Below are 25,929 nucleotides of genomic sequence, written 5' to 3' on the forward strand. Positions count from 1 at the left end.
TCAGGCCGCCCGTTTGTCCGCGTCGGCGCCAGCGCCCGCCGCCGGCGGGGCGCGGTGCCCGGCCAGCCTGGCTTCGAGCCGGTTCAGCCAGCGCGGCGCGCGCGGGTCGTGGCGCCACTGGCCGAGCGCGTCGTTCAGCCTTCCCAGCAGCGCGTCGGGCAGGCGCAGGGGCCGGGTCTGGTCCATCAGGAAGCGGGTCACCAGGCGGTAGCCGAAGGCGCGCGTGAGCATGCGACTGATCGAGAAGCCGGGCACAGCCAGGCGCACGAGGGCGTCGACGGCGCGCACCAGGCCCAGGCCAGCCGTGAACACGAGCCGCGACAACAGCGGCTGGCGCCGGTTCAAGCCGAGGTCGGCGCTGGCGTCGCGCCCGCACAGGTGGCGCGTGAGCAGGGTCGGGAAGGGCTTGAACAGGCGCAGGGGGATTTCGTCCTCCATCGCGCGCATCAGCGCCGCCGCCAGCGCCGGGCGCGGATCCGGCGCGCGCGCCAGCTCGCGTCCGCGCGCCTGGATGTCCAGGAACGCCTGCTGCGCCTGTGCCATGGTGTCGGGCATCAGGGAGCGCTCGATGCCGAGCATGTGACCCAGGACGTTCCAGGCATGCAGGTAGTCTTCTTCGTCCTGGCGCTCCAGGCCCAGGCCCAGCTTGCGCAGGCTGCGCAGGAACACATAGTGGAAGGTCAGCAGGGTGTAGGCCAGCTCTTCCTGGTTGCACGGCAGGCCGTTGCGCGCGGTGTCCCAGCCGTGGGCATACAGCGTGTGATAGATGCCGCCGCCGGCGGGGAGCAGCGGGCGCACGGGGCCGGCGCCGAGCGAGTCGTCGGGCGAGCCGCGCAGGATCAGGTGGCGGATGGTGGCGTGGATCAGCCTGACCTTCAGCGCCTGGGCCACGCCGGCGCCCTCGCGGCCGGTCAGCCCGCCGGCGAGCATGACGGGGAAGATCATGGCGGCGGTGGAGCGCACCCGGTAGTCGGTGTGCGCCTCGAGCTGGCCGGCCGCGTGCAGCACCGCCGACAGGTCGGGCAGCACGTAGCATTCGGGCAGGCTGGCGCAGAACAGCAGGGTGCAGGACAGCATGCTCATGTCCATGAACAGGCTTTCCGCGCGCGCGATGCGCGCCGGCTCGGCCCACCCGGGCAGGGCCAGGCAGGCGGCGAGGTAATCCTTCAGCGCCGCCCCGGCGCGCGGATCGAGGCCGGGCCCCGGTTCCCAGTGCGCCAGGGCGCCGTTGCTGTCCCAGCGCGCCAGCTCGCGATTGACCGCGGCGATGCGCTCGGCCAGCTGGTGCGGACCTTCGGCCCCGGCCAGCATGCCGGCGACGGCGAGATCGGCGGGCGGGTCGGCCCGCATGGACGGGGACGGCGGATGGGGTGCATCGCGGTGCATACGGTCTCCTGGTGCGGCGGTGGGAAGCGTCGGAACGCGGCCCCGGGTCAGAATCGCCAATCCAGGCGCAGGTCGGCGGTGCGCGGCGCGGTCGGCGTGGCCATCCCGAAGCTGTCGATCAGCGACGGCCGCACCGAGTTCTCGAGATTGCGCACGCGCGCCAGCAGGCTCCAGTTCGCGGCCATCGGCTGGTAGCGCAGGGTGGCGTCGGTCGTGGTGTGGGCCGGGATACGGTATTCCAGCAGGTTGCTCGGGATCGTGATCGCGTATTCGGCGCTGCGGCGCGCGAACACGCCGGCATGCAACTGCCCGCCCAGGGCCTGGAAGCGGTGCTCGTAGCCCAGGGTGTAGACGTGGCTCGGCGTGCGGTCCAGCTTGCGGCCGGCCCAGGACACGCCGGCGGTCGGCCTGTAGACGGCGTAATGGGCGTCGAGGAAGGTGGCGCCGTAGCGCAGGCGGCCGTTGGCCCCGACCCGCAGCTCGCCGTCGAGTTCCAGGCCGCGCGAGCGGGCCTGGCCGGCATTGCCGGTCAGGAGGCGCGGCGCGCCCGAGACGATCGCATTGCTGCTCAGCTGCAGGTTGGTGTAGTCGTAGTAGAAGGCGGCGGCATTGAAGCTGAGGCGCCCGTCCAGCAGGCGCGACTTGAGGCCGGCCTCCCAAGCGCGCAATTCCTCGGGCTGGTAATACAGGTAATCCGGATCGACCGCGGCGGCGGCCGGGCAGGCGACGCCGCCAACGTCGGCGCCGGCCACGCAGCCGTCGTTGAAGCCGCCGGCCTTGTAGCCGGTCGCCAGGCTGCCGTACAGCAGCGTGGTCGGCGCCAGGTCGACTTCGACGCCCAGGCGCCAGGTGGTGCGCGCGGTGGACAGCGCGGCGGCGTTCGGCAGGCGGCGGTCGGTGGCCGGATTGAACACCGGTCCCTGCTGGAAGTCGGTCGAGCCGACGCGGTCCTTGTCGTCCTCGGTGCGGCGCGCGCCGGCGGTCAGGCGCAGCGCGTCCAGCACGCGCCAGGTCAGCTGGCCGAACACGGCGCGGCTTTCCGCCCGGGTGTGCAGCGGGAAGGAGTAATACGGCGGCAAGCCGACCGGCCGCAGGCCCTGGAACGCATACGAGGTGTTCGAGTCTTCGCTGAAGTAGTACAGGCCGGCTTGGGCGCTGAGCGGACCGCTGCCATTGGTGGCGACGCGCAGCTCGTGCGAATCCTGTTCGTTGTGGCCGTCGTAGTCGTTGACCACGCCGAGGGCGACGGTCGGGGCAACGCGGTAATAGTAGTTCTGGCGGATCGCCTGGTCGAGCTTGCGGTGCGAACCCAGGTAATACACGGTGGCCGGACCCAGGTTCCAGCTCAGGTCGGCCGACAGGCCGCGTGCGCGGCGGTCGTGCCAGCCCTGCACCGGCGTCATGTTCGGCGGGCGGAAGCTGTTCGTCAGCCGCTCGTCGGTGGTGCTGTCGCGCCAGACCGGCCGGCCGCTGGCCACGCCGGTGAAGAAGTTGGTGTCGGGGACCATGCGGTCGTTATTGCCCTCGGTCTGGCCATGGTCGTAGCGCATCACCAGGGTGGCGTCGCGGTTGAGCTGGAGCCTGGCGCTCAGGCGCGCATCGCGTTCGTCGCGGTCCATCCCGGGGCGGTGCGGCGTGCCCTGGCCGTTCTTCAGGAACGGATCCTGGCGCAGCTGGCTGACCGCGGCGCGCAGCGACAGCGCATCGTTGACGGGAACGTTGATCACGCCGTCGACCTTGCGCCTGCCGTAGGTGCCGGCCTCGAGGCCGAGCGCGCCTTCCAGGCGGTCGGTCGGCGCATTCGAGATCACGTTGACCAGGCCGGCGGTGGTATTGCGGCCGTACAGCGTGCCCTGCGGGCCGCGCAGCACTTCGATGCGGTCGACGTCGAGCAGGTTGGCGCTCTGGCCGGCCGGGCGGGCGATATAGACGCCGTCGAGCATGAAGGCGGCCGACGGGTCGCCCTTGTCAGTGGTGTCGTTGTTGCTGATGCCGCGGATCGTCACGCGCAGGCCCGAGAAGGCCTGGTCGATGTGCACGTTCGGCAGGCGCGGGCCGATATCGGCCGGGCTGATGGCGCCGAGGTCGCGCAGTTGTTCGCCGCTGACGACGCTGACCGCGACCGGGGTGCGCGACGCCAGCGCGGCGGTGCGCTGGGCGGTGACCACGACCTCCGGCACGGCCGAATCGTCATTTTGGTTGGGGGGGACCTGCTGTGCGTGAGCGATGCTGCAGACGATGCCGGATACCGCCGCGACCAGCAGCTTCCGGGCTGGTCGGACCTGCTTTGCTTTCATGTAAAACTCCCTGTCTGGACCGATACTCACCCGTCCTGGGTAAGCCATCCTCAACTGTTCTATTTTGGCAAATAAAATTGCGCCAGAGGATGCAAAGTCTGCCAGTCTAGCAGCACATGATTACAGGCAATAGGCCCGGAAAGAGATATTGAACAGAATGCGACGAGAATGCAACGCTCGCCTGTCGGGGGTCTGGTCAAGAAGCCAACGGAATGCGCCGGACAGTCTTGCGTGGGCTGCATCGCGCGGTCGGCCCCGGCAGCGCCGCGGACCGACCGCCGGCCCAGTCAGGCTGCCAGGACGGGACGCGCGGCAGGCGCGGCGCGGCGGGCATGCGGCGCCGCGGCGGCGCCTTGCTCCAGGCGGAAGGTGCCGACCACGGCCGACAGCTGCGCCGCCTGGTCGCGCATCGCATCGGCGGCCGCCGCCGCCTCTTCGACCAGGGCCGCGTTCTGCTGGGTCACCCGGTCCATCTCGACGATGGCGGTATTGACCTGCTCGATGCCGGCGCTCTGTTCCTCGCTGGCAGCGGCGATCTCGCCCATGATCACGGTCACCTGCTCGATGCTGTGGACGATCTGTTCCATGGTGGCGCCGGCGCGCGCCACCTGTTGCGTGCCCTGCTGGACCTGGCTCACCGAATCGTCGATCAGGCCCTTGATTTCCTTGGCGGCGGCGGCCGATCGATGGGCCAGGGTGCGCACCTCGCCGGCGACGACCGCGAAGCCGCGGCCTTGCTCGCCGGCGCGGGCCGCCTCGACCGCCGCGTTCAGGGCCAGGATATTGGTCTGGAAGGCGATGCCGTCGATGACGCCGATGATGTCGACGATGCGCTGCGACGCGGCGTCGATGCGGCCCATGGTGCCGACCACGTCGGCCACCATCTTGCCGCCTTCGCCGGCCACGCCGGCGGCGTTGGCGGCCAGGCCGTTGGCGCGGCGCGCGTGTTCGGTGTTCTGGCGTACGGTCGAGGTGAGTTCTTCCATCGAGGCCGCGGTTTCTTCCAGCGAGCCGGCCTGCTGCTCGGTGCGGCTCGAGAGGTCCTGGTTGCCGCTCGCGATCTCGCCGGAAGCGGTGGCGATGGTGGCGGTGCCGTCGCGCACCTGGCCGACGATGGCGGCCAGGCTGGCGTTCATGCGCGACAGCGCCGCCATCAGCTGGCCGACCTCGTCGCCGCGCTCGAGCGCCTGGCGGCTGAACTGGCTGGTCAGGTCGCCGCCGGCCACGCGTTCGGCCACATCGAGCGCCTCGCGCAGCGGCGCCGTGATCGAGCGGCTGATGAACCAGGCGCAGGCGGCGCCCAGCAGCAGGGCCGCGCCACCCAGCGTGAACAGGATCACGCGGGTGCTGGCATAGGACGCCAGGATCGACTGGGCGACGCCGTCGGCGGCGCTGATCTGCATGGCGGCGAACTTGTCGACCGTGGCCAGGTAGGACACGGTGCGCGGGCTCAGCTGCTCGCGGTAGATCGCGTCGAGACGGGCCTGGTCGCCTGCGCGCTTGGCCTGGAACAGGGCGTCGCGCGCGGCCATATACGCCAGGCGCTGTTCCTTGACGAGCATGAACTGCTCGCGCACGGCGGGATTGCGCAGCGACTCTTCGATCTCCTTTTGCAGCACGTTGGAGCGGCTGGTGATCGCCTGGCGGCGCGGGCCGATCACGTCGAGGATGCCGGCGTCGACCGCGTAATAGACGGTCTCGTTGATGGCGCTGTTGATCTCGATGTTGCGGCGCCATTCGGCGACGCTGCGCTGGTTCTTGATGCTGGTATTGACCAAGCGGTCGGTCAGGTCGGCCGCCGACTGCATGCGCGTCAGGGCGGTGGCGCTCATGGCGAGCAAGAGCACGAGAACGATGGCAAAGCCGATGCCCAGGCGGGCGCCGATATTGAGTTTTTTCACGAGGGTAATTTCCAGGCGGCTTAGGGATCCAGGCTGACCGCGCACGCGGCCAGGCCGGACTGGCGCCCCGCATGCGCTCCCGTGAGGAAGCCCACATGCGGCGCCAGATCGAAGGCCCTCAGTATAACCCGCAAATCCAGCAAAGCAATTGCTGTGCGGCAAATTTGCAACATACGGGAATTCCGACGTTGCAATTGCATGTACCCGGCCGGTCAGCTGAGTGCCGGCAGCGCGGCGCGCTCCTGCCGCTGTCGCGGCGCGGTCCTGGCGGCGTCACCGTTTCCGAGGCGGAAAGTGCCGACCACGGCCGACAGCTGCGCCGCCTGGTCGCGCATCGCATCGGCCGCGGCGGCCGCCTGTTCGACCAGGGCCGCGTTCTGCTGGGTCACCCGGTCCATTTCGGCGATGGCGGTATTGACCTGCTCGATGCCGGCGCTCTGTTCCTCGCTGGCGGCGGCGATCTCGCCCATGATCACGGTCACCTGGCGGATGCCGTCCACGATCTGCCCCATGGTGGCGCCGGCGCGCGCCACCTGCTGCGTGCCTTGCTGGACCTGATGCACCGAGTCGTCGATCAGGCCCTTGATTTCCTTGGCGGCGGCCGCCGAGCGGTGGGCCAGGGTGCGCACCTCGCCGGCGACGACCGCGAACCCGCGCCCTTGCTCGCCGGCGCGAGCCGCCTCGACCGCCGCGTTCAGGGCCAGGATATTGGTCTGGAAGGCGATGCCGTCGATCACGCCGATGATGTCGACGATGCGCTGCGACGAGGCGTCGATGCGGCCCATGGTGCCGACCACCTCGTCGACCATCTTGCCGCCTTCGCCGGCGACGCCGGCGGCGCTGGCGGCCAGGCCATTGGCGCGGCGCGCGTGTTCGGTGTTCTGGCGCACGGTGGAGGTGAGTTCCTCCATCGAGGCCGCGGTTTCTTCCAGCGAACCCGCCTGCTGCTCGGTGCGGCTCGACAGGTCCTGGTTGCCGCTGGCGATTTCGCCGGACGCCTGCGCGATCGCCGCGCTGCCGTCGCGCACCTGGCCGACGATGGCGGCCAGGTTGGCGTTCATGCGGCCCAGCGCCTCCATCAGCTGCGCCACCTCGTCGCGGCCCTGCGCGTCGACCCGGCTGCCGAGGTCGCCGTCGGCCACGCGCTCGGCCACCTCGACCGCCTGGCGCAGCGGCGCCGTGATCGAACGGGTGATGAACCAGGCGAAGCCGGCGCCGAGGATGATCGCGGCCACGGCGAGCACCAGCAGGATGATGCGGGTCTCGGCGTAGGAGGTCAGGATGGTGGTGCCGACCGCGCCGGTGGCAGTGCTCTGGCGGTTGGCGAACTCTTCCAGCGCGGCTTCGAAGGCCCGGGCGCGCGGCACGAACTGGACGTTATAGGCCTGTTCGAGGCGGGCCGGGTCGCCCGACAGCTTGGCTTCGAGCACGGCGTCGCGGGCGCCGTCATAGGCGCCGCGCAGTTCCTTGGCGCGGTCCAGGAAGACGCGCACCTTCATGTTGAGCAGGTTGGCGTCGACGTCGGCCTGCAGGGCTTCGGCCCGGCGCACGTTGTCGCGCAGGCGCGGCGCGAGTTGCGCGACCACGCCAACGTCGCCCGCATGGTAGACGGCGTCGATCAGGGCGTCATTGACCTCGACCGCCTTGCGCCATTCGGACACCGTCTGCTGGTTCTTGGTGCTGGTATTGACGAGGCGGTAGGTCAGGTCGCCGGCCGTCTGCATGCGGGTAAGCGAGGTGGCGGCCATGGCGAATAGCAGGGCAAGCACGACGGCAAAGGCAAGCCCCAGGCGGGCGCCTATCTTCAGGTTCTTCACTGGATATTCCTTCTTGGTTGGCGGCGCGGCCGCCGTGGCGCTCGCGTAGGGCGAGACGGAGGCGGGGCCGATGCATAACAAGCATCAATCGAGATGCCGAAACCAATAGTGTATCGCAATAATCGGATTTATGTTGCCGTGCAGCATCAAAGTGTGACGAATCCGTATCGGAACGGGTGCGCGCGCAGTCCTACAGCGCGCGAAGTCGCCCGCCTATTGCCGTCACAGGCTCACCGGCTAAGATGGGGCGACCATTATTGAACACGAGGAGATCGCCATGTCGACGCACAACGAAGGCAAGGATGTGAAGGGCCGCAGCTGGGACCAGGTGACCGATGGCACCACCAGCGCGGCGACGATGGGCGCCGGCGCGACCGGCGAGGTCGGCGCTAGCGCCGAGCGCAAGGATCCGGCCCAGCGCCAGGGCGATGGCGCAATGCAGCAAGGCAGCCGGGGCAGCCAGGCCGGCCGCACCGACGACCTGTTGGCCGGCGGCGCGAACGACGAGCAGTCCGACCGGGGCTTCCAGGGTGACGGCAACCGTCAGTCGGGTCCTATGGAAAATAGTCAGGCCGAGGCAGGCGCGGCCAAGGCCGACGACGATGAGTACGACCAGGGGACGGCCCGGCGCGATTAGAGCCTGTAATCGGTCCTTCCCAGTCGGCGCGCCGCTCGCCAGCGCGCGCGCCGGAAGAATGGTCTATTGTTGGACACCTTTTAGGGCTGGCAGTCAGTGACTTCAAGCCCAATTCAAATTGTATTTATATCTGAGTATCCAGCCGAGCGTTTGGCCGTCCATCGACTGCACCTTGTCCACCGCATGGAGAAGGACGATTGCTCCATTGACCAGAAGATGCTGGCCAGGCAAGACGTCGGGTACCTGGTTGAAGGTAGTCGCGTTGATATGAAGTTCTCCGCCTGAAGAACCTTCGATAAGGCGATCGTATTTGCCCTTCATGTCCACGAATTGACGGTTTTTTGCTTCGATTTCATCGGCCTTGTCCGGATTCGCCTGTTGAAATTCCGGAGTGGCCTGTTCGATGGCCATCTCATAATCGGCTGCATAACGTTCGGGCGGCTGGAGTTGTTGTGACCCATCCCCCTTGGCAGGCGAAAAGAAAAACTGAGGACTTTGTTCTTGTTTGATTTCTTCAGCTTTTTCTTTCAGCGCATCCACCCATCCCTTCGCCATCACGAGATAATGAATCGCCATGCCAAGTTCCGTGGCATCCTGGCGCGCAAGATTGATGTAGTTTTCGATTCCTGGCCGGGCCGTCTCGAGAAACGGCCGGAAATCCCTGGTGTCCGTCAAGGCGCTCACCGTTGAAGTCAGATCAAGTAATGCGAGTGCTATCTCGCCGGCTGCTGACCGAATGAGTTTGTTGGCTGAAGCGCGGATGACCTGATGATCCTTGGTAAGAATCGTTTGCGCAATTTCAGCTTCCGACCCAAGGTCTTCGAAATTCTTCGACAGGAGCGAGACGAGATCGGGGGCACTGATATCCTCCCGTGGGTACCATTGGAGACCGCTGGCGTAAGTCCCGTGCGATAGCATTTGATTGGCGTCGACGATCACACCATGGTCCATCGAGAAAGGGGCGCCAAGGGTCGGACTGGTCGTGGCGCCAAGATGCCCGGACGGCACATGTACAGGCGCACCAATATTCGACTGGGAGAATTTTGCGCTAAGCGACCATTTGTCAGGAATACGACGCGGAATCTTCAGAACGTGATTGTCCGGCTTGCTCGATTGAGCGATGATGCCGCGTTTTTTCAAATGCGCGACAGTTACCGAGTAGTCGGGCGGATAGTCGACCGACACCGACACCTGGTAGCTGAATCCCTGTTTTGCAAACGCAGCAATCCCGCTTTCAACCCCTGAGTAAGCAGGGGTGTTGAAGGTCGACACTTGCGGCGCCAGATTGCCGTATACAAAGGAGTCGATTTTTTTCCCTATCAGCTGATCTCCGACCAGGTGGCCTGCATCATAAAATTTTTGCATATCGGCACCCTGCAGGATGCGCTGCTCGGCACGTGCCATCGCCGTGACCTTGCTTAGAACACCGTCTTTGGCGCGATCGCCATCGCGAATCGTGTTCTGGTCGATCGTGGCGGTCACGGTCCTTGGCCTGACCGCCGACATCGGTTGGCTACCCGGTAAAAGCTGTGAATTTCCAGGTTGACCAGTGTGGTCCTTGATGACACCCGAAGGGGTAGGCAACTGATCGGTAGTGCACACCATGCGTTGGACGGGTTCGGTGGCATTTCGCGTGCCGGGATTTTCGGGCTGACCGCCCGACAGGCGAAACGCGTCGGCGTGCCGGCTTGCCATGCCGTCGGCGGTCTCCTCCGGCGCCCCTCCTGTTGCGCTCTGGCCGCCCCTGAACCGCACGGCTTCCTCGCCCATCGTGTCGGCCTCGCTTTCCAGTACAGGATCATCATTCACCAAACCTGCTTTCATCTGCAGGGTGGGCCGAACCCGGCCTTGAGCTTGCTGCACGACATGCCACGCCTCGTGCGGCAAATGATGCTGCTGGCCCGGTCCAAGATGAATTTCGCTACCCTGGGCATAAGCAAGTGCCTGTAACTGAGCAGGCTTGTTCGAGTTGTAGTGCACCCTGACGTGATCCATGCTCATGCCCGCGAGCGACTCGATTCCCGACTTTAAGCTGTCAGGCAGGCCGGTGCGGTTGGCCCGCCGCTCTCGCCGTGCGGGCGGTAGAGCGGCTGACATCGCATCGTCCTCCTGGAAAAGGCTGGTCTCGTCAAACAAGCCATCCATCTCGCGGCGCTGCGCCACGATGCGCGGACTCTCGTGGATCGCGACGGCGACCGCGCGCTGCTGCAACACACGCGGGCTGTTGTTCCACAGCGCGGGCAGTTCACTCTGCGCCTGCGCAACTGCCCGGTTGTCAGCCAGGACCTGCCCTTGCCGGGGGGTAGCGGCGGCTTCCGTCCCCACAGTATCGGCGTCGATTCGTGGCTGCGATGATGCTTGCATGGATTGCCTCCGTCACAGTGGCGTTATCGGACATAACTGCGCAATCATAAACGCATTTTGTACGGTCTTGACTCAGCGGTTAGATGGTGGTGATGTTTTTTGTCGCCACTGTGCTCGACACTTTCAAGGGCCTGGCACCTGGCCCGCCGGACGCGTCAGCCGCGCTAGCAGCAGTCGTTCGCTACGGAGCGGCTCCAAGGCCGCCTCAGGCCGCCACGCGGCGCGCTTCGGCGGCATCGACGTTGAAGCGGGGGATCAGCGCGGAATCGGTCACCGGCAGCATGTAGCCGCCCGCGACCGGCTCGAGCCGCGGGCCGGGCCGATCGACCATGAACACGCGAAAATGGCGAGACAGCCAGGATCGGAGGCGGCTTTCATGGAAAGGTTTCGGCAGCGGGGCGGCACGGAAGGCGCGATGATCTCACCTCGCACGGCAGGCGGCGCGAAGCATTACCCGGCCAGGCGCCGGGCGCGTTTACCGACATTCGTCGCTTTTTGATAACTGACGGCAAGTTTGTGTCAAAATGTGGCGATGAACCACGAGCTCTCCAATACGCCCGCGCTGACGCGGTCCTACCGCGGCCAGTCGCAGGAGCAGCGCCGCGCCGAGCGCCGCGCCCGTCTGATCGAGGGCGCGATCGCCGTCTACGGCGAGCGCGGCTACCACCAGGCGACGGTGAAGGCGGTCTGCGAAGCGGCCGGCCTGACCGAACGTTATTTCTATGAGTCCTTCGCCAACAGCGAGGCGCTGCTGATCGATTCCTACAATACCGTGACCTACGCGGTGCTGGGCGAGATCCTGCGCGCCGGCGAAGCCGCCGGGCGCGGCCGGGTGGGGCGTTCGCGCGCCATGCTGCACGCCTATTTCGCGGCCCTGCAGCGCGAACCGCAGTCGGCGCGCGTGTTCCTGGTCGAGATCCGGGGCGTGAGCCGCGCCGTGGACCAGGCGTTCGACGCCTCGCTGCGCGCCATCGGCCGCGACGTCGCGCGCCTGCTGGGCTCGAGCGCCGCGAACGATGAATTGCTGCAGGCGGGGGTGATCGGCGGGGTGATCCACATTGCCCTGCGCTGGATCGAGGACGGCTACCAGCCGCCGATCGAGCGCGCGGTCGAGACGGCGCTGCGCCTGGGCACGGCCCTGGCCGCGCCGCCGCGCAGGCGCGTCCGGCCGGCCTGAGCATGAACGCCGCCCCGAGCGGGGCGGCGCGCCGGTTCAGATGTGCAGGGCGTGGCCGAGCGCGCGCAGCGCGGCTTCCTGCACCGCTTCGCCCAGGGTCGGATGGGCGTGGATCGTGCGCGCGACGTCTTCCAGCTGGGCGCCCAGCTCGATCGACTGGGTGAAGCCGGCCGCCAGCTCCGACACGCCGACGCCGACCGCCTGCCAGCCGAGGATCAGGTGGTTGTCCTTGCGCGCGACCACGCGCACAAAGCCGTCCGTGCCCTCGATCGTCATCGCGCGGCCGTTGGCGCTGAACGGGAAGCTGGCCTGAATGGCGTCGATGCCGGCGGCTTGCGCTTCGGATGGCGACATGCCGGCCACGACGATCTCCGGATCGGTGTAGCACACCGCCGGAATCGCCGCCGGCTGGAACCAGCGGCGCTTGCCGGCGATGATCTCGGCCACCATCTCGCCCTGGGCCATGGCGCGGTGGGCCAGCATCGGCTCGCCGGTGAGGTCGCCGATCGCCCACACATTGCGCATCGACGTGCGGCATTGCTCGTCGACCTTGACCGCGCGGCCCGCCATGTCGAGCATCAGGTTCTCGAGGCCCCAGCCGGTGGTCGCCGGCTTGCGGCCGACGGCCACCAGCACCTTGTCGGTTTCCAGGTAGGCCTCGACGCCGGATGCGTCGCGCACTTTCACCCGTTCACCCTCCATCCCCAGCACCGAGGTCGCCAGGCGCAGCTCGACCCCGAGTCGTTCGAGCGACCTCGCCACCGGCTTGACCAGGTCGGCGTCATAGGCCGGCAGGATGCGCTCGGCCGCTTCGACCACCGTCACTTGGCTGCCCAGCTTGCGGTAGGCCGTGCCCAGCTCGAGGCCGATGTAGCCGGCGCCGACCACCACCAGGCGGCGCGGCACGCTGTCCTGGGCCAACGCCTCGGTGGAGGAGATCACCGGCCCACCGAACGGCATGAACGGCAGCTCGACCGCCTGCGAACCGCTGGCCAGCAGCAGGTGTTCGCAGCGGATGCGCACCGTTTCCTGGCCGTCGGCCTCGACTTCGACGGTCTTGCCGTCCAGGACCCGCGCCCAGCCGTGCACCACGCGCACGCCCTGTTTCTTCAGGAGGGCGCCGACGCCGCCGGTCAGGCGCTTGACGATGCCGTCCTTCCAGGCCACGGTGCGCGCCAGGTCGATCCTGGCGCTGTCCACGGTGATCCCGAGCGGCGACTCCTGGGCCGCGTAGGTGGCGGCCTTGTGGAACTCGTCGGCGGCGTGGATCAGCGCCTTCGACGGGATGCAGCCGACGTTCAGGCAGGTGCCGCCGGGGTTCGCGCGCTCGACCACGATGGCCGGGATGCCCAGCTGGCCGGCGCGGATGCCGGCCACGTAGCCGCCGGGACCGCCGCCGATGATCAATAATGTCGTGTTGATCGTCTCCATCGGCTCACTCCACGAACAGGGTTGCAGGGAACTCGAGGTAGCCGCGGATCGCCTGCACGAACTGGGCCGCCACCATGCCGTCGATCACGCGGTGGTCGAACGAGGACGACAGGTTCATCATCTTGCGCGCCACCATGGCGCCATCCCTGATCACCGGGCGGTCGACGATGCGGTTGACGCCGACGATCGCGACTTCGGGGCGGTTGATCACCGGCGTGGTGACGATGCCGCCCAGGGCGCCCAGGCTGGTGATCGTGATGGTGGAGCCGGTGAGTTCGTCGCGCGTGGCCTTGCCATTGCGGGCGGCGTCGGCCAGGCGCGCAATCTCGGCTGCGCTCGACCACGGGTCGCGCGACTCGGCGTGGCGCACCACCGGCACCATCAGGCCGTTATCGGTCTGGGCCGCGATGCCGATATGGGCCGCGTCATAGGTGGTGAGCAGATTGTGCTCGTCGTCGTAGCGCGCGCTCATCATCGGGAACTCGCGCAGGGCCAGCACCACGGCGCGCATCAGCAGCGGCAGCAGGGTGAGTTTGCCGCGCTCCGCCCCGTAGCGGGCGTTGAGCTGCAGGCGCAGCGCTTCGAGTTCGGTGACGTCGACTTCTTCCACGTAGGTGAAGTGCGGGATGTTGCGCTTGGCTTCCTGCATCTTCTCGGCGATCTTGCGGCGCAGGCCGATCACCTGCGTCGCATGTTCGCCATGCTGCTCGGCGTAGCGTTCATCGGGGCCGCCATTGGCCGCGCCGCCGCGGTGGCCGGCCACGTGGGCGTCGAGGTCGGCGTGGGTGATGCGGCCGGCCGGGCCGCTGCCGGCCACGAACTGCAGCTCGACGCCCAGGTCCCAGGCGCGCTGGCGCACGGCCGGCGCGGCCAGCGGTTTTTCGCCCTCGACACGCAGCTGGGGCGTGCCCTTTGACACTGGTGCCGGACGTGCGGCCGGCGCCGGCCGGGAGGCAGGGGCGGAGACAGGGGCAGAGGCGGGCGCCGATACTTCATTGGCCGCCACGGCCTCGAGCTGCGGCTCGGCGACTTCTTCGGCCGGCGCGGCTGCGGCGGCCGTCTTGACCGGTTCCTGGACAGCCTTGTCCTTCTGGTTGCCGGCGCCTTCGACCTCGAGGCGGATCAGTTCCGCGCCCACGGCGAGCGACTGGCCGATCGCGCCGCCCAGGCTCGTGATGGTGCCCGCGACCGGCGACGGGATCTCGACCGTCGCCTTGTCGGTCATGACGTCGGCCAGCACCTGGTCTTCTTTTACGACGTCGCCTGGTTGGACGTGCCAGGCCACCACTTCGACTTCGGCGATGCCTTCGCCGAGGTCGGGCATCTTGATGACGTGAATACCCATTGAATCAACCCTCCATCACGCGTTTCAGGGCCGCGCCGACACGGTCGGGACCCGGGAAATAAGCCCATTCCTGCGCATGCGGATACGGGGTGTCCCAGCCGGCGACGCGCCCGATCGGCGCTTCGAGCTGGTAGAAGCAGTGCTCTTGCACCAGCGCCGCCAGTTCGGCGCCGAAGCCGCTGGTCTGCGTCGCTTCGTGTACGATCACGCAGCGGCCGGTCTTCTTGACCGAGGCGACGATGGTGTCGAGGTCGAGCGGCCAGATGCTGCGCAGGTCGATCACCTCGGCATCGACGCCGGACTCGCGCGCCGCCGCTTCGGCGACCCAGACCATGGTGCCGTAGGCCAGCACGGTGACGTCATTGCCGGGGCGGACGATGGCAGCTTTATCCAGGTCGACGGTGTAGTAGCCCGTTGGGACTTCGCCCTTCGGATGGCCGGACCAGGGCACGACCGGACGGTCGTGGTGGCCGTCGAACGGCCCATTGTAAAGACGTTTCGGTTCCAGGAAGATCACCGGATCGTCGTTCTCGATCGAGGCGATCAGCAGGCCCTTGGCGTCGTACGGGTTCGAGGGCATCACGGTGCGCAGGCCGCACACGTGGGTGAAGAAGGCTTCGGGGCTCTGGCTGTGGGTCTGGCCGCCGTAGATGCCGCCGCCGCAGGGCATGCGGATCACCATCGACGCCGTGAATTCGCCGGCCGAGCGATAGCGCAGGCGCGCCGCCTCGGACACGATCTGGTCGGTCGCCGGATAAAAATAGTCGGCGAACTGGATCTCGACCACCGGGCGCAGGCCATAGGCGGCCATGCCGACCGCGGTGCCGACGATGCCGCCTTCCGAGATCGGCGCGTCGAACACGCGCGACTTGCCGTACTTTGCTTGCAGCCCGTCGGTGACGCGGAACACGCCGCCAAAGTAGCCGACGTCCTGGCCATACACCACGACGTTGTCGTCGCGTTCCATCATCACGTCCATGGCCGAACGCAGGGCCTGGATCATGGTCATCGACATCGATGCGATGTCCTTGGGTTGATCGTCTCGTGCCATCCTCATACTCCCAACTGCTGACGCTGACGGCGCAGGTGCTCCGGCATGTCTTTATAAACGTCCTCGAACATGGTCGCGGCGCTCGGCGCGCGCTCGTCGCCCAGGGTGCCGTGGCTTTCGGCTTCCTTCTGCGCGGCCAGCACTTCGGCTTCGAGCTCGGCGTGCACGGCCTCGTGCTCGGCATCCGACCACCAGCCCAGATTCGTCAGGTACTGGCGCAGGCGCGCGATCGGGTCGCCCAGCGGGAAGCGGGCATAGTCGTCGGCCGGACGGTAGCGCGATGGATCGTCCGAGGTCGAGTGCGGGCCGCCGCGGTAGGTGACCCATTCGATCAGGGTCGGACCGAGATTGCTGCGCGCTCTTTCGGCGGCCCAGCGCGAGGCCGACAGCACGGCCAGGAAGTCGTTGCCGTCCACGCGCAGCGAGGCGATGCCGCTGCCGATGCCGCGGGTGGCGAAGGTCACGCTCTCGCCGCCGGCGATCGCCTGGAAGCTCGAGATCGCCCACTGGTTGTTGACCACGTTGAGGATGACCGGCGCGCGGTACACATGGGCAAAGGTGAGGGCGGTCGAGAAATCGGATTCGGCGGTGGCGCCGTCGCCGATCCAGGCCGACGCTATTTTCGTGTCGCCCTTGATGCTTGACGCCATGGCCCAGCCCACCGCTTGCGGGTACTGGGTGGCGAGGTTGCCGGAAATGGTGAAGAAGCCGGCCTCGCGCACCGAATACATCACGGGCAGCTGGCGGCCCTTGAGCGGATCGCGCTCGTTGGACAGCAGCTGGCAGATCATGTCGACCAGCGGTACCTGGCGCGCCATCAACAGGCTTTGCTGGCGGTAGGTCGGGAAATTCATGTCGCCGTCGCGCAGGGCGAGGGCGTGGGCGGTGCCGATCGCCTCTTCGCCGAGCGAGACCATGTAGAACGACATCTTCTTCTGGCGCTGGGCGATCACCATGCGCGCGTCGAAGATGCGGGTCTTCATCATGGTGCGCAAGCCGAAGCGCAGCAGCTCGCGGTCGGGTTCCTCGGCCCAGGGGCCGACGGCGTTGCCGTGCTCGTCGAGCACGCGGATCAGTTGTTGGGCGATGTCGCTTGTCTCCAATGGAGCGACATCGATCGGTGGACGCCGGACCGAACCGGCAGCGCTCACCTGGAGAAACGAAAAATCGGTCTTGCAGCCCGGGCGGCCGGTAGGCTCCGGTACGTGCAGCGACAGAGGATTGCTCTGGCTCATATTATGCTTTCCCTTTTGAGGTGTTTTGCAGCAAGAGGCATCATAGACCTTTACTTGACGTTTACGTCAACTGCGCGAAACTATTTTCATATTGCTGTGCACCATAGAAAGCCGCCATTGCTTGCCATTGCGGGTGGGGTTGCCTGGATTGGCGCGACTGCGGCGGTTCATGCGGCATGGGTGCGCCGCACAGCGCTGGGGTGCACGGATGACAATAGAGCATTGAGCGGGCAGGTCGTTGGGCTTGGCTAAACGGACGCACGCCTATGCGTGCCCGGGCGGCGTTTGGCCGCATTCGTCGCCCAATCGTGCATTTCGTCGCAAACCGCATGCCGTGCAGAAAGGGCGGCGGTAGCATGCGTGCATTCCCGATGAGCTGACCGACAAGGCTACTTTAAGCACGCTGGGCGGGCGGTGCTGACGGTCGACACCTTCGGCCTGGCCGATCCCGCGCCATTCCTGGCGTTTACGCGCGACGCCTTCGCCCGCATCCGGGCGCAGGGTGTGACCAGCCTGGTGATCGACGTCAGCAAGAACGGTGGAGGCGACGACGTGGTGTGGCTGGACGGCTTGATGCCGTATCTGGCCACGCAACCCTACCGGACCGGCTCGACCTATCGCGGCCTGGCGCGCGCTCCAGCGGGTGCGCCGGCCAAGCCCATGCAGGGGGAAATCGCGACCTGGCGCCAGCCGCAGCCGGACAATCCGCTGTGCTTCGCGGGCAAGACCTATGTGCGGATCGGGCCTGGAACGTATTCGTCCGCCATCCTGTTCGCCAACGTGATGCACGATTTCGGCTTCGCGACCCTGGTCGGCGCGGGCGGCGCCGCCAGGCGCTCGCAATCAGGCGGCATCCGCGACGTCGCGCTGCCGCATACGGGCCTCACGCTGACCCTGCCGCGCTTCATCCTCGACCCGCCTTCCGGCAGTGCGCCGCGGTCGCTGCTCGAAGGGGATGCGCCAGGCCCAGCCAATTAGCGGGTCTTGCGCCGCTCGCGCAGCCAGTAGCCCACGCCAAGCACCGCCAGCCATACCGGAATCAGGAATACCGAGATACGCAGGCCGGGCGTCAGCAGCATCACGACCAGCAGGAGGGCGACGAATCCCAGGCAGACGTAGTTCGACAGCGGGAACCAGGGGCTGCGGAAGCTCGTCTTCGCGCCGAGCTGGTCCTTGCTGCGTCGAAAACGCAGATGGCTCCACGAAATCATGGCCCAGTTCAGGACCAGGGCGGTCGTGGCCAGCGTCATCACCATGCCCAGCGCCTCGCGCGGCAGGAAATAATTGATCAGGATCGCCGAGCCGGTCGCCACGGCCGACACGCCCAGCGCCACCAGCGGCACGCCGCGGCGGTTGGTGTACTTCAGCGACGCCGGCGCATTGCCCTGTTCGGCCAGGCCGAACAGCATGCGGCTGTTGGCATACACGCAGCCGTTGTACACCGACAGCGCGGCGGTCAGCACGACCAGGTTGAGGACGTTGGCGACCCAGCCGCTGTCGAGCGCCTGGAAGATCAGGACGAAGGGGCTGCCGCCCGTGACCACCTTCTGCCACGGGTACAGCATCAGGAGCACGGCCAGGGCGCCGATGTAGAAGATCAGGATCCGGTACAGCGCGTTGTTGGTGGCGCGCGGGATCGTGCGCGCCGGGTCGTCGGCTTCGGCGGCGGTGATGCCGATCAGCTCCAGGCCGCCGAAGGAGAACATGATCACCGCCATCGCCATCGCGAGGCCGGCCACGCCGTGCGGGAAGAAGCCGCCGTGCTGCCATAGATTGGCCACGCCGGCCTCGGGGCCGGCGCCGCCGCCCACCAGCAGGTAGACGCCGAACACGATCATGCCGACCACCGCGACCACCTTGATCACGGCGAACCAGAATTCCATTTCGCCGAAGGCCTTCACGTTGAGCAGGCTGATGCAGTTGACCAGCACGAAGAAGCCGAGCGCCGAGACCCAGGTCGGCAGTTCCGGGAACCAGTATTGCATATAAATGCCGAGCGCGGTCAGCTCGGCCAGGCTGACGAGGATGTACATCACCCAGTAGTTCCAGCCCGAGACGAAGCCGGCCCAGCGCCCGCAATACTTGTCGGCGAAGTGGCTGAAGGAGCCGGCCACCGGCTCGTCGACGATCATCTCGCCGAGCTGGCGCATGATCAGGAAGGCGACCGCGCCGGCGATCGCATAGCCCAGCAGCACCGAGGGGCCGGCCATCTGGATGGTGGAGGCGATGCCGAGGAACAGGCCGGTGCCGATGGCGCCGCCGAGGGCGATCAGCTGGATGTGGCGGTTCTTCAGCCCGCGCTTGAGTTCGTTGTGCCCGTCGGCCATGGTCCGTCTCGTGGTCTTGCCAGAAAGACAGGGATTCTACTGCATCCTTTGGGCCAGGCAAACCTGCGCCGCCAAGTGCGGGCTCGGGCTATGCTGGCGGCAACGGCATGTCGCCGATCACCAACGAGGAGAAACCATGCGCAAGATGATCATGATGGCCCTGGCCGGGCTGATCTGGAAACAGTTTCAAACGAAGGTCATGAAGCGCCCACCGGCGCCCAAGCGCACCTGGCGCTACTGATCCGTCGCGTTTCATCCGTCATACGCTGTGCGGCAGGCCGAGGTTGCGGTTTGCCGGCACGGCGACGTCCATCATGCGCGGGCGCGGCAGGTCGAGCGCGGCCATCAGGGCGATGAAGTCGTCGCGGCTGCGGTTGGCCAGGCGCGCATTGTGGCGCCGCTCCCAGCCGATGGTCGACACCGACTGGCCCTTGTAGTCGTGGCCCGGCCACACCCGTACGTGGTCGTCCAGGGCGAACAGCTTGCGGGTGACGCTGTCGTACAGGCTCTCCGAACTGCCGCTCTGGAAGTCGGTGCGACCGCAGCCGTCAATGAGCAGGGTGTCGCCGGTGAACAGATTGCCGCGCCATAGATAGCACATGCTGCCGGCCGTGTGGCCGGGCGTGTGGATCACGGCGATGTGCTCGTGCAGGCCGAAGCGGACCTGGTCGCCATCTTGCAGCTGGACTTCGGCCGGCGGGATGTCGCAGCCGCTCGGCACGCAAGCCTTGGCGCCCGTCTGCGCGCGCAGGCGGCCGGCCGAGGTCACGTGGTCGGCATGGGCATGGGTTTCCAGCACATGGGTCAGGCGCAGGCCGAGGCGCTCCACATGCGCCAGGTCGCGCGTGAAATGGCGGTCGACCGGGTCAATGATGACGGCATCAATGCTGCCCGGCGCGGCCAGAATATAGGTGAAAGTCGACGATTCGGCGTCGAACAGCTGGATCGGATTGACTTGCATAGACATCTCCTCGGTTGCCGCGCTGTTGTACCACAAGTCGCCGGCGGCGGGTAGGCGCTTCAAGGCCGCAGGCTGGTCAGCTTGTCCTTCAGCGTCGCCTCCGACAGCTCGCCGACGTGACGCAGGCGCAGCTTGCCGTCGGCGTCGTAGAACAGGGTGGTGGGATAGCCGGCGGCGCCGGTGCGCGCCGCGACCTGGCCGGCCGGATCGATCACGACGTTCTGCAGGCGCAGCTGCTGGGTGGCCAGGAAACGCCGCACCACCACGCTGGACTCGCCCTGGTTGACGAACACGAAGCCGATGTCCGGGTTGGCCTGCTGCGCCGCCTGCATGGCGGGCATCTCGCGCCGGCATGGTGGACACCAGGTGGCCCACAGGTTGACCACCAGCGGGCGACCCGCCAGGCTACGGAGCGGCACCTCGCTGCCGTCGAGCCGGCGCACCATCAGGTCCGGCATCGGCGGACGCGGCGGCGCCAGCGCCTGGGCCGCCACCAGCCCGCCGATCCAGACCGCGCCGCCTGCCAGCACGCTGGCCAGCAGCGGACGGCGCAATTCGGCGCGGCGCCGCGTCAGTTCGGCGCCGATCACGCAGGCGACGATCAGGCCGGCCACCGGCTCGAAGCCGCCGTCGCGGATGTCCAGCGCGCTCCATGGCGCCTTGATGTAGATGTCGTGGTGCTTGAGGACGAACACGGCGCGCGCGGCGACGAAGCCCGCCACGATCATCCGCCACAGCACCGTGCCGGCGTCATGGCCGCGCCGGCGGCGCAGCCAGTCGGCCGTGGTGGTCGCCGCCAGCAGGGCCAGCACGACCAGCGCCGCCGACAGCGGAATGATGAGGGGGCCGAGCCTGACGACGTCCATGCCGATCCTTGTGCGGTTCAAAGCACAAGTATACTTGCTCGCCGCGCGCGGCGCGCCGGACCGTGGTCAGGTCTCTTCGGCGACCGGTTCCGGCGTGGGCAATTGCTGCACCAGGATGCGGTCGATGCGGTTGCCGTCCATGTCGACCACTTCGATCCGGTAGCCGTCCCATTCGAAGAACTCGGACGTCTTTGGGATGTAGCCGAACTGGTACAGCACGAAGCCGGCCAGCGTGTGGTACGCCCCGGTGCCTTCGTCCGGGAAGCGCACGTCGGTGTTCATCAGGTCACGGAAGCGGTCGAGGTCCACGCCGCCGTCGAGCAGCCAGCTGCCGTCCTGGCGCTGCACCGCGTCCGGATCGTTCTCTTCGCCGATCACGGTGACGTCGCCCACCAGGGCGCTCATCACGTCGGACAGGGTCACCATGCCCTGGATGTCGCCGTACTCGTCGACGATCAGGGCCAGTTCGGCGCGGTTCTTCTTGAACAGCTCGAGCAGCACCATCGCGCTCACGGTCTCGGGCACGAACAGTATATCGGACACCGCGTGCTCGATATTGACCGCCTCGAGCGAGCCATGGCGCACCGACTGCGCCAGCAGGTCGCGCACCTTCACGTAGCCCAGGATCTGGGCGCGGTCGCCGCGGTACACGGGAAAGCGGCTGTAGTTGTGGCAGCTGATGAGCTCCAGTGTGTCGCGCCGCTCGGCGTCGAGGTCGATCATGACCAGGTCGACCCGCGGCGTCATGAGCGCCTTCAGGTGGCGGTCGTCCAGGCGCAGCGCGCGCGAGACGATGTCGTACTCGGTCTTTTCGAACAGGCCGGCGTCGGTGCCTTCCTTGAACATGCCGGTGATGTCTTCCTCGGTCGGCGCTTCTTCCTTGGCGTCGTGGATGCCGAACAGGCGCACGATCGCCTCGGTGGTGAGCGACAGCACCTTGACGAACGGCGACATGATCACCGACAGCATGTTCAGCGGCGGGGCGATCAGGGTCGCCATCGTCTCCGGATGGCGCATCGCGATGCGCTTCGGTACCAGCTCGCCCAGGACGATCGAGACGAAGGTGATCGCCAGCACCACCACGAACAGCGCGATCTCGTAGGCGTAGGGCGCCAGGAAGCCGATGGTCTCGATCTGCGGCGTCAGGCGCGACACCAGCGAGGCTTCGCCGAAGGCGCCGGTGAAGATGCCGATCAGGGTGATGCCCACCTGGACGGTGGACAGGAAGTGGCTGGGATTGTCGGCCAGCGCGATCGCGGTGCGGGCGCCGCGGCTGCCTTCTTCGGCGCGCCGTTCCAGGCGCATGCGCTTGGCGGAGACGAGCGCGAGTTCGCTCATCGCGAACACCCCGTTCAACAGGATGAGAACGAGGATGATCAATATGTCTGACATGCTGGGCTCTTGCCCCATGACCGGTCGTGCCGGGCCGTGGCCGGGCAGGCCACCATGGCCTGCCCGCGAATCATGGCATAAATGACAAAATGCGGGAACACCGCTGCGTGCGCTGCGCGCTTCACTGCCGGCTCAAGGCTCGAGACGGAAGTGCTTGCGGATGCCGGCCCAGCACTGCTGGTAATCGCCCTGCAGCTGGGGCGAGGCCAGCGCCTGCGCCGTCGGCGCCAGGGCGGCGCGGGTCTCGAACATGAAGGCCATGGTGTCGCCCACCTTGTGCGGGCGACTGGTATCCAGGCTGCTGGCCTTGTCGAAGGTGGCGGCGTCCGGACCATGCCCGCTCATGCAGTTGTGGATGCTGGCGCCGCCCGGCACGAAGCCCTCGGCCTTGGCATCGTAGGCGCCGTGGATCAGGCCCATGAATTCGCTGGCCACGTTGCGGTGGAACCAGGGCGGGCGGAAGGTGTCCTCGGCCGCCAGCCAGCGCGGCGGGAAGATCACGAAGTCGATCGTGTCCACGCCCGGCGTGTCCGACGGCGACTGCAGCACCAGGAAGATCGACGGATCGGGGTGGTCGTAGCTGATCGAGCCGATCGTATTGAAGTGGCGCAGGTCGTATTTATAAGGCGCGTAGTTGCCGTGCCAGGCCACGACGTCCAGCGGCGAGTGGCCGATTGGGGCGCGCCACAGGCGGCCGCCAAACTTGCTCACCAGTTCGAAGTCGCCTTCCAGGTCTTCGTAGCGCGCGCTCGGCGTCAGGAAGTCGCGCGGGTTGGCCAGGCCGTTGGAACCGAGCGGGCCCAGGTCAGGCAAGCGCAGGAGGGCGCCGAAGTTCTCGCAGATATAGCCGCGCGCCGCGCCGTCGGGCAGCAGCACCTGGAAGCGCACGCCGCGCGGGATCACGGCGATTTCCTGCGGTTCGACCTCCAGCAGGCCCAGCTCGGTCGCGATCGACAGCCGGCCAGATTGTGGTACGAGCAGCAATTCCCCGTCCGCGTTATAGAAATAGCGGCCATCCATGCCGCGATTGGCCGCGTACATATGGATGGCGCAGCCGCTCATCGATTCGGGCGAGCCGTTGCCGGCCATGGTCACCCAGCCGTCGATGAAATCGGTCGGAGCATGAGGCATCGGCAATGGGCCCCAGCGCAGCTGGTTCGGGGGGACGGGCGTATCGAAACGGCCCATCAGGCGCGGGGCATCCAGGGGCACGAAACTGCCATGCACCGCCGCCGGGCGGATGCGGTACAGCCACGAGCGCCGGTTGTGGCTGCGCGGGGCAGTGAAGGCGGTGCCGGACAGCTGCTCGGCGTACAGGCCATAGGCCACGCGCTGCGGTGAATTGCGGTGCCGGGGCAGGGCGCCGGGCAGGGCTTCGGTGGCGAACTCGTTGCCGAAACCGCTCATATAGGCTGACGGATGGCCGGGCTCGTGGCTCATGGGGTCTCCTGGACGGTGGATAGCATCTTCGATGGCGCCACTCTAGAATAATCCGCCATCTTTTACGAGATGAATAGATAAATGTAGACTATTCATATCATCAATATTACTGTCGGGCGAGCGCCGGGATGTGGACAATGCGTGTCACGCCGGTCCGGCCGGCAGCCCGGGAAATCCATGATCGAAGCACACGATATAGACCTGAACCTGCTCTCGGTGTTCCAGGAGGTATACAGGGAGCGCCAGATCTCATCGGCCGCCCGGCGCCTGGGGCTGTCGCAGTCGGCCGTGAGCAATGCGCTGGCGCGGCTGCGGCGCAGCTTCGGCGACGAGCTGTTCGTGCGCACCGCCAGCGGCATGCAGCCCACGCCGCTGGCCAGCCAGATGGCCGAGCCGATCGGGGCGGCGATGGCGCAGGTGGCGCTGGCCCTGAACCAGCGCAGCCGCTTCGAACCGGGCACCAGCAACCGGCGCTTCATGCTGGCCATGACCGACGTCGGCGAAGTGTATTTCATGCCGACGCTGATCGAGCGCTGCCGCCAGCTGGCGCCCCACGTCGAGATCAGCTCGGTGCGGGTGGGGACGCTGTCGCTCAAGGAAGAGATGGAAGGCGGGCGGGTCGACCTGGCGGTCGGGCCGTTCGAGGACGTGTCCGAGGCGCTGTACCAGCGCCACCTGTTCCGCCAGCCGTTCGTGGCCATGTTCCGCAAGGGGCACCCGCTGGCGCGCGGCGAACTGACCCTCGAGCGCTTCGCGCAAGCCGAGCATCTGCTGGTGGACGCGGCCGACAGTCCCTACGACCGGGTGAACGCGGCGCTGGCCAGGGCCGGCATCGGACAGACAACGAAATTCCGAGTGCCGCATTTCACCGCGGTGCCGTATATCGTGAGCACGAGCGACCTGGTCGTGACGGTGCCGCAAAAACTGGCCGAGCGCGCGGCCGTGCCGTTCGGGCTCGAATGGGCGACGCCGCCGCTCGACCTGCCGCCGCTGCAGACGAATATTTTCTGGCACCGCCGCTTCAACCAGGATCCGGGCAACCAGTGGTTGCGCGGACTCCTGGCCGACGTGTTCGCGGAAACGTGAGTCAATAACAATGCTTAACTAAAGGAAGAGACAATGGCAGACCTGTTCGACAATCCGATGGGCCTGATGGGCTTCGAGTTCGTGGAGTTCGCATCGCCCACGCCGGGCGTGCTGGAGCCGGTGTTCGAGGCGCTGGGCTTCACCAGGGTGGCAACCCACCGCTCCAAGGACGTGGCCTTGTTCCGCCAGGGCGGCATCAACTTCATCGTCAACAACGAGCCGAAGAGCTATGCCGCGTATTTCGCGGCCGAGCACGGCCCGTCGGCCTGCGGCATGGCCTTCCGCGTCAAGGACGCCCACAAGGCTTATGCGCGCGCCCTCGAACTGGGCGCCCAGGCGGTCGAGATCCCGACCGGCCCCATGGAACTGCGCCTGCCGGCCATCAAGGGCATCGGCGGCGCGCCGCTGTACCTGATCGACCGCTTCGACGAGGGAAAATCGATCTATGACATCGACTTCGAGTTCATCGACGGCGTCGACCGCAACCCGGTGGGCCATGGCCTGGCCATCATCGACCACCTGACCCACAACGTCTACCGCGGCCGCATGTCCTACTGGGCCGGATTCTACGAGAAGCTGTTCAACTTCCGCGAGATCCGTTACTTCGACATCAAGGGTGAATATACCGGCCTGACCTCGAAGGCGATGACGGCGCCGGACGGCAAGATCCGCATTCCGCTGAACGAGGAAGGCAAGGCCGGCGGTGGTCAGATCGAGGAATTCCTGATGCAGTTCAATGGCGAGGGCATCCAGCACATCGCACTGCTCACCGACGACCTGATCGACACCGTCGACAAGCTGCGCGCGGCCGGCGTGCCCTTGATGGCGCCGCCGCCGGACACCTATTACGAGATGCTCGACGAACGCATTCCGGGCCATGGCCAGGATGCCGAGGCGCTGAAGGTGCGCGGCCTGCTGCTGGACGGCGCCGTGAAGGACGGCCATGCGCGCCTGCTGGTGCAGATCTTCGGCGTGCCGCAACTGGGGCCGGTGTTCTTCGAGTTCATCCAGCGCAAGGGCGACGACGGCTTCGGCGAAGGCAACTTCAAGGCCTTGTTCGAGTCGATCGAGCGCGACCAGGTCAAGCGCGGCGCGATCGCCGGGGCGCACGCGACGGCCGAAGCCTGACGCTTTGCGTGGCCGGCGTACGCACGCACGGCCGCGGGATTTGCTATCCTGTACACTTTTCGGCGGCCGGGTGCGCTACGCGGCCGCC

Annotated in this window: 20 protein-coding genes; 5 read left to right on the forward strand and 15 right to left on the reverse strand. The window is 67.0% G+C overall.

Features of this window, described 5'->3' with window-relative positions:
- From LO55_RS19225 to LO55_RS19240, 4 genes are all read right to left on the reverse strand, one after another.
- Complete coding sequence (locus tag LO55_RS19225; RefSeq protein WP_071362711.1) at nucleotides 1–1,386, reverse strand: oxygenase MpaB family protein; 1,386 nt, start codon at nucleotides 1,384–1,386, stop codon at nucleotides 1–3.
- Nucleotides 1,387–1,433: 47 nt separating this feature from the next.
- Nucleotides 1,434–3,683 carry a TonB-dependent receptor gene (locus LO55_RS19230; RefSeq protein WP_071362712.1) on the reverse strand — a complete coding sequence of 750 codons (2,250 nt, stop codon included), beginning with the start codon at nucleotides 3,681–3,683 and terminating at the stop codon, nucleotides 1,434–1,436.
- A 287-nt stretch (nucleotides 3,684–3,970) separates the two neighbouring features.
- Nucleotides 3,971–5,584 (reverse strand): methyl-accepting chemotaxis protein, encoded by a 1,614-nt coding sequence (locus tag LO55_RS19235; RefSeq protein ID WP_071362713.1) that lies wholly within the window; start codon nucleotides 5,582–5,584, stop codon nucleotides 3,971–3,973.
- Nucleotides 5,585–5,796: 212 nt separating this feature from the next.
- Nucleotides 5,797–7,401 (reverse strand): methyl-accepting chemotaxis protein, encoded by a 1,605-nt coding sequence (locus LO55_RS19240; RefSeq protein ID WP_071362714.1) that lies wholly within the window; start codon nucleotides 7,399–7,401, stop codon nucleotides 5,797–5,799.
- Nucleotides 7,402–7,678: 277 nt separating this feature from the next.
- Between LO55_RS19240 and LO55_RS19245 the strand changes: the two genes are divergently transcribed.
- Nucleotides 7,679–8,038: a hypothetical protein gene (locus tag LO55_RS19245; protein ID WP_071362715.1), complete on the forward strand. Its 360-nt coding sequence runs from the start codon at nucleotides 7,679–7,681 to the stop codon at nucleotides 8,036–8,038.
- Nucleotides 8,039–8,140: 102 nt separating this feature from the next.
- Here LO55_RS19245 and LO55_RS19250 read toward each other — a convergent pair whose 3' ends face one another.
- Both LO55_RS19250 and LO55_RS27200 read right to left on the reverse strand, forming a co-directional pair.
- A complete protein-coding gene (locus LO55_RS19250; RefSeq protein ID WP_071362716.1) occupies nucleotides 8,141–10,402 on the reverse strand; it encodes an eCIS core domain-containing protein in 2,262 nt (753 codons plus the stop codon).
- A gap of 205 nt (nucleotides 10,403–10,607) precedes the next feature.
- The gene (locus tag LO55_RS27200) at nucleotides 10,608–10,733 is read right to left on the reverse strand and encodes a hypothetical protein (RefSeq protein WP_267873240.1); all 126 of its coding nucleotides are present in this window, start codon (nucleotides 10,731–10,733) and stop codon (nucleotides 10,608–10,610) included.
- A gap of 201 nt (nucleotides 10,734–10,934) precedes the next feature.
- Here LO55_RS27200 and LO55_RS19255 point away from each other — a divergent pair, with 201 nt between their 5' ends.
- A complete protein-coding gene (locus LO55_RS19255; RefSeq protein ID WP_071362717.1) occupies nucleotides 10,935–11,579 on the forward strand; it encodes a TetR/AcrR family transcriptional regulator in 645 nt (214 codons plus the stop codon).
- 36 nt (nucleotides 11,580–11,615) lie between these two features.
- Here LO55_RS19255 and lpdA read toward each other — a convergent pair whose 3' ends face one another.
- Genes lpdA through LO55_RS19275 form a run of 4 tightly spaced genes read right to left on the reverse strand, consistent with a single transcriptional unit; the run spans nucleotide 11,616 to nucleotide 16,641 of the window.
- Nucleotides 11,616–13,010: a dihydrolipoyl dehydrogenase gene (lpdA, locus tag LO55_RS19260; RefSeq protein ID WP_071362718.1), complete on the reverse strand. Its 1,395-nt coding sequence runs from the start codon at nucleotides 13,008–13,010 to the stop codon at nucleotides 11,616–11,618.
- Between the two features lie 4 nt (nucleotides 13,011–13,014).
- A complete protein-coding gene (locus LO55_RS19265; RefSeq protein ID WP_071362719.1) occupies nucleotides 13,015–14,355 on the reverse strand; it encodes a dihydrolipoamide acetyltransferase family protein in 1,341 nt (446 codons plus the stop codon).
- A 4-nt stretch (nucleotides 14,356–14,359) separates the two neighbouring features.
- Nucleotides 14,360–15,370, reverse strand: a complete 1,011-nt coding sequence (locus tag LO55_RS19270) for an alpha-ketoacid dehydrogenase subunit beta (RefSeq protein ID WP_218146018.1) — start codon at nucleotides 15,368–15,370, stop codon at nucleotides 14,360–14,362.
- 38 nt (nucleotides 15,371–15,408) lie between these two features.
- Nucleotides 15,409–16,641 carry a 3-methyl-2-oxobutanoate dehydrogenase (2-methylpropanoyl-transferring) subunit alpha gene (locus LO55_RS19275; RefSeq protein WP_005670714.1) on the reverse strand — a complete coding sequence of 411 codons (1,233 nt, stop codon included), beginning with the start codon at nucleotides 16,639–16,641 and terminating at the stop codon, nucleotides 15,409–15,411.
- Between the two features lie 414 nt (nucleotides 16,642–17,055).
- Between LO55_RS19275 and LO55_RS19280 the strand changes: the two genes are divergently transcribed.
- Nucleotides 17,056–17,619 carry a S41 family peptidase gene (locus LO55_RS19280; RefSeq protein WP_071362720.1) on the forward strand — a complete coding sequence of 188 codons (564 nt, stop codon included), beginning with the start codon at nucleotides 17,056–17,058 and terminating at the stop codon, nucleotides 17,617–17,619.
- Here the strand turns inward: LO55_RS19280 and LO55_RS19285 are convergent.
- The 5 genes from LO55_RS19285 to hmgA form a co-directional block, all read right to left on the reverse strand.
- Complete coding sequence (locus tag LO55_RS19285; RefSeq protein WP_071362721.1) at nucleotides 17,616–18,968, reverse strand: amino acid permease; 1,353 nt, start codon at nucleotides 18,966–18,968, stop codon at nucleotides 17,616–17,618. The genes LO55_RS19280 and LO55_RS19285 overlap by 4 nt on opposite strands.
- 259 nt (nucleotides 18,969–19,227) lie before the next feature.
- Nucleotides 19,228–19,929, reverse strand: coding sequence for an MBL fold metallo-hydrolase (locus LO55_RS19290; RefSeq protein ID WP_005670722.1), 702 nt, complete (start codon nucleotides 19,927–19,929; stop codon nucleotides 19,228–19,230).
- A 59-nt stretch (nucleotides 19,930–19,988) separates the two neighbouring features.
- Nucleotides 19,989–20,795: a TlpA disulfide reductase family protein gene (locus LO55_RS19295; protein ID WP_071362722.1), complete on the reverse strand. Its 807-nt coding sequence runs from the start codon at nucleotides 20,793–20,795 to the stop codon at nucleotides 19,989–19,991.
- Between the two features lie 66 nt (nucleotides 20,796–20,861).
- Entirely contained in the window at nucleotides 20,862–22,187 is a 1,326-nt protein-coding gene (locus LO55_RS19300; RefSeq protein ID WP_071362723.1) for a hemolysin family protein, read from the reverse strand.
- A gap of 132 nt (nucleotides 22,188–22,319) precedes the next feature.
- Nucleotides 22,320–23,627, reverse strand: coding sequence for a homogentisate 1,2-dioxygenase (hmgA, locus tag LO55_RS19305; RefSeq protein WP_143054567.1), 1,308 nt, complete (start codon nucleotides 23,625–23,627; stop codon nucleotides 22,320–22,322).
- Nucleotides 23,628–23,804: 177 nt separating this feature from the next.
- Here hmgA and LO55_RS19310 point away from each other — a divergent pair, with 177 nt between their 5' ends.
- The gene (locus LO55_RS19310; RefSeq protein WP_071362725.1) at nucleotides 23,805–24,713 is read left to right on the forward strand and encodes a LysR family transcriptional regulator; all 909 of its coding nucleotides are present in this window, start codon (nucleotides 23,805–23,807) and stop codon (nucleotides 24,711–24,713) included.
- A gap of 33 nt (nucleotides 24,714–24,746) precedes the next feature.
- Nucleotides 24,747–25,841, forward strand: coding sequence for a 4-hydroxyphenylpyruvate dioxygenase (gene hppD, locus LO55_RS19315; RefSeq protein ID WP_071362726.1), 1,095 nt, complete (start codon nucleotides 24,747–24,749; stop codon nucleotides 25,839–25,841).
- Nucleotides 25,842–25,929: the final 88 nt, after the last annotated feature.

The sequence above is a fragment of the Massilia timonae genome (assembly GCF_001866515.1).
In the GTDB taxonomy this organism is placed as follows: Bacteria; Pseudomonadota; Gammaproteobacteria; order Burkholderiales; family Burkholderiaceae_D; genus Telluria; species Telluria timonae.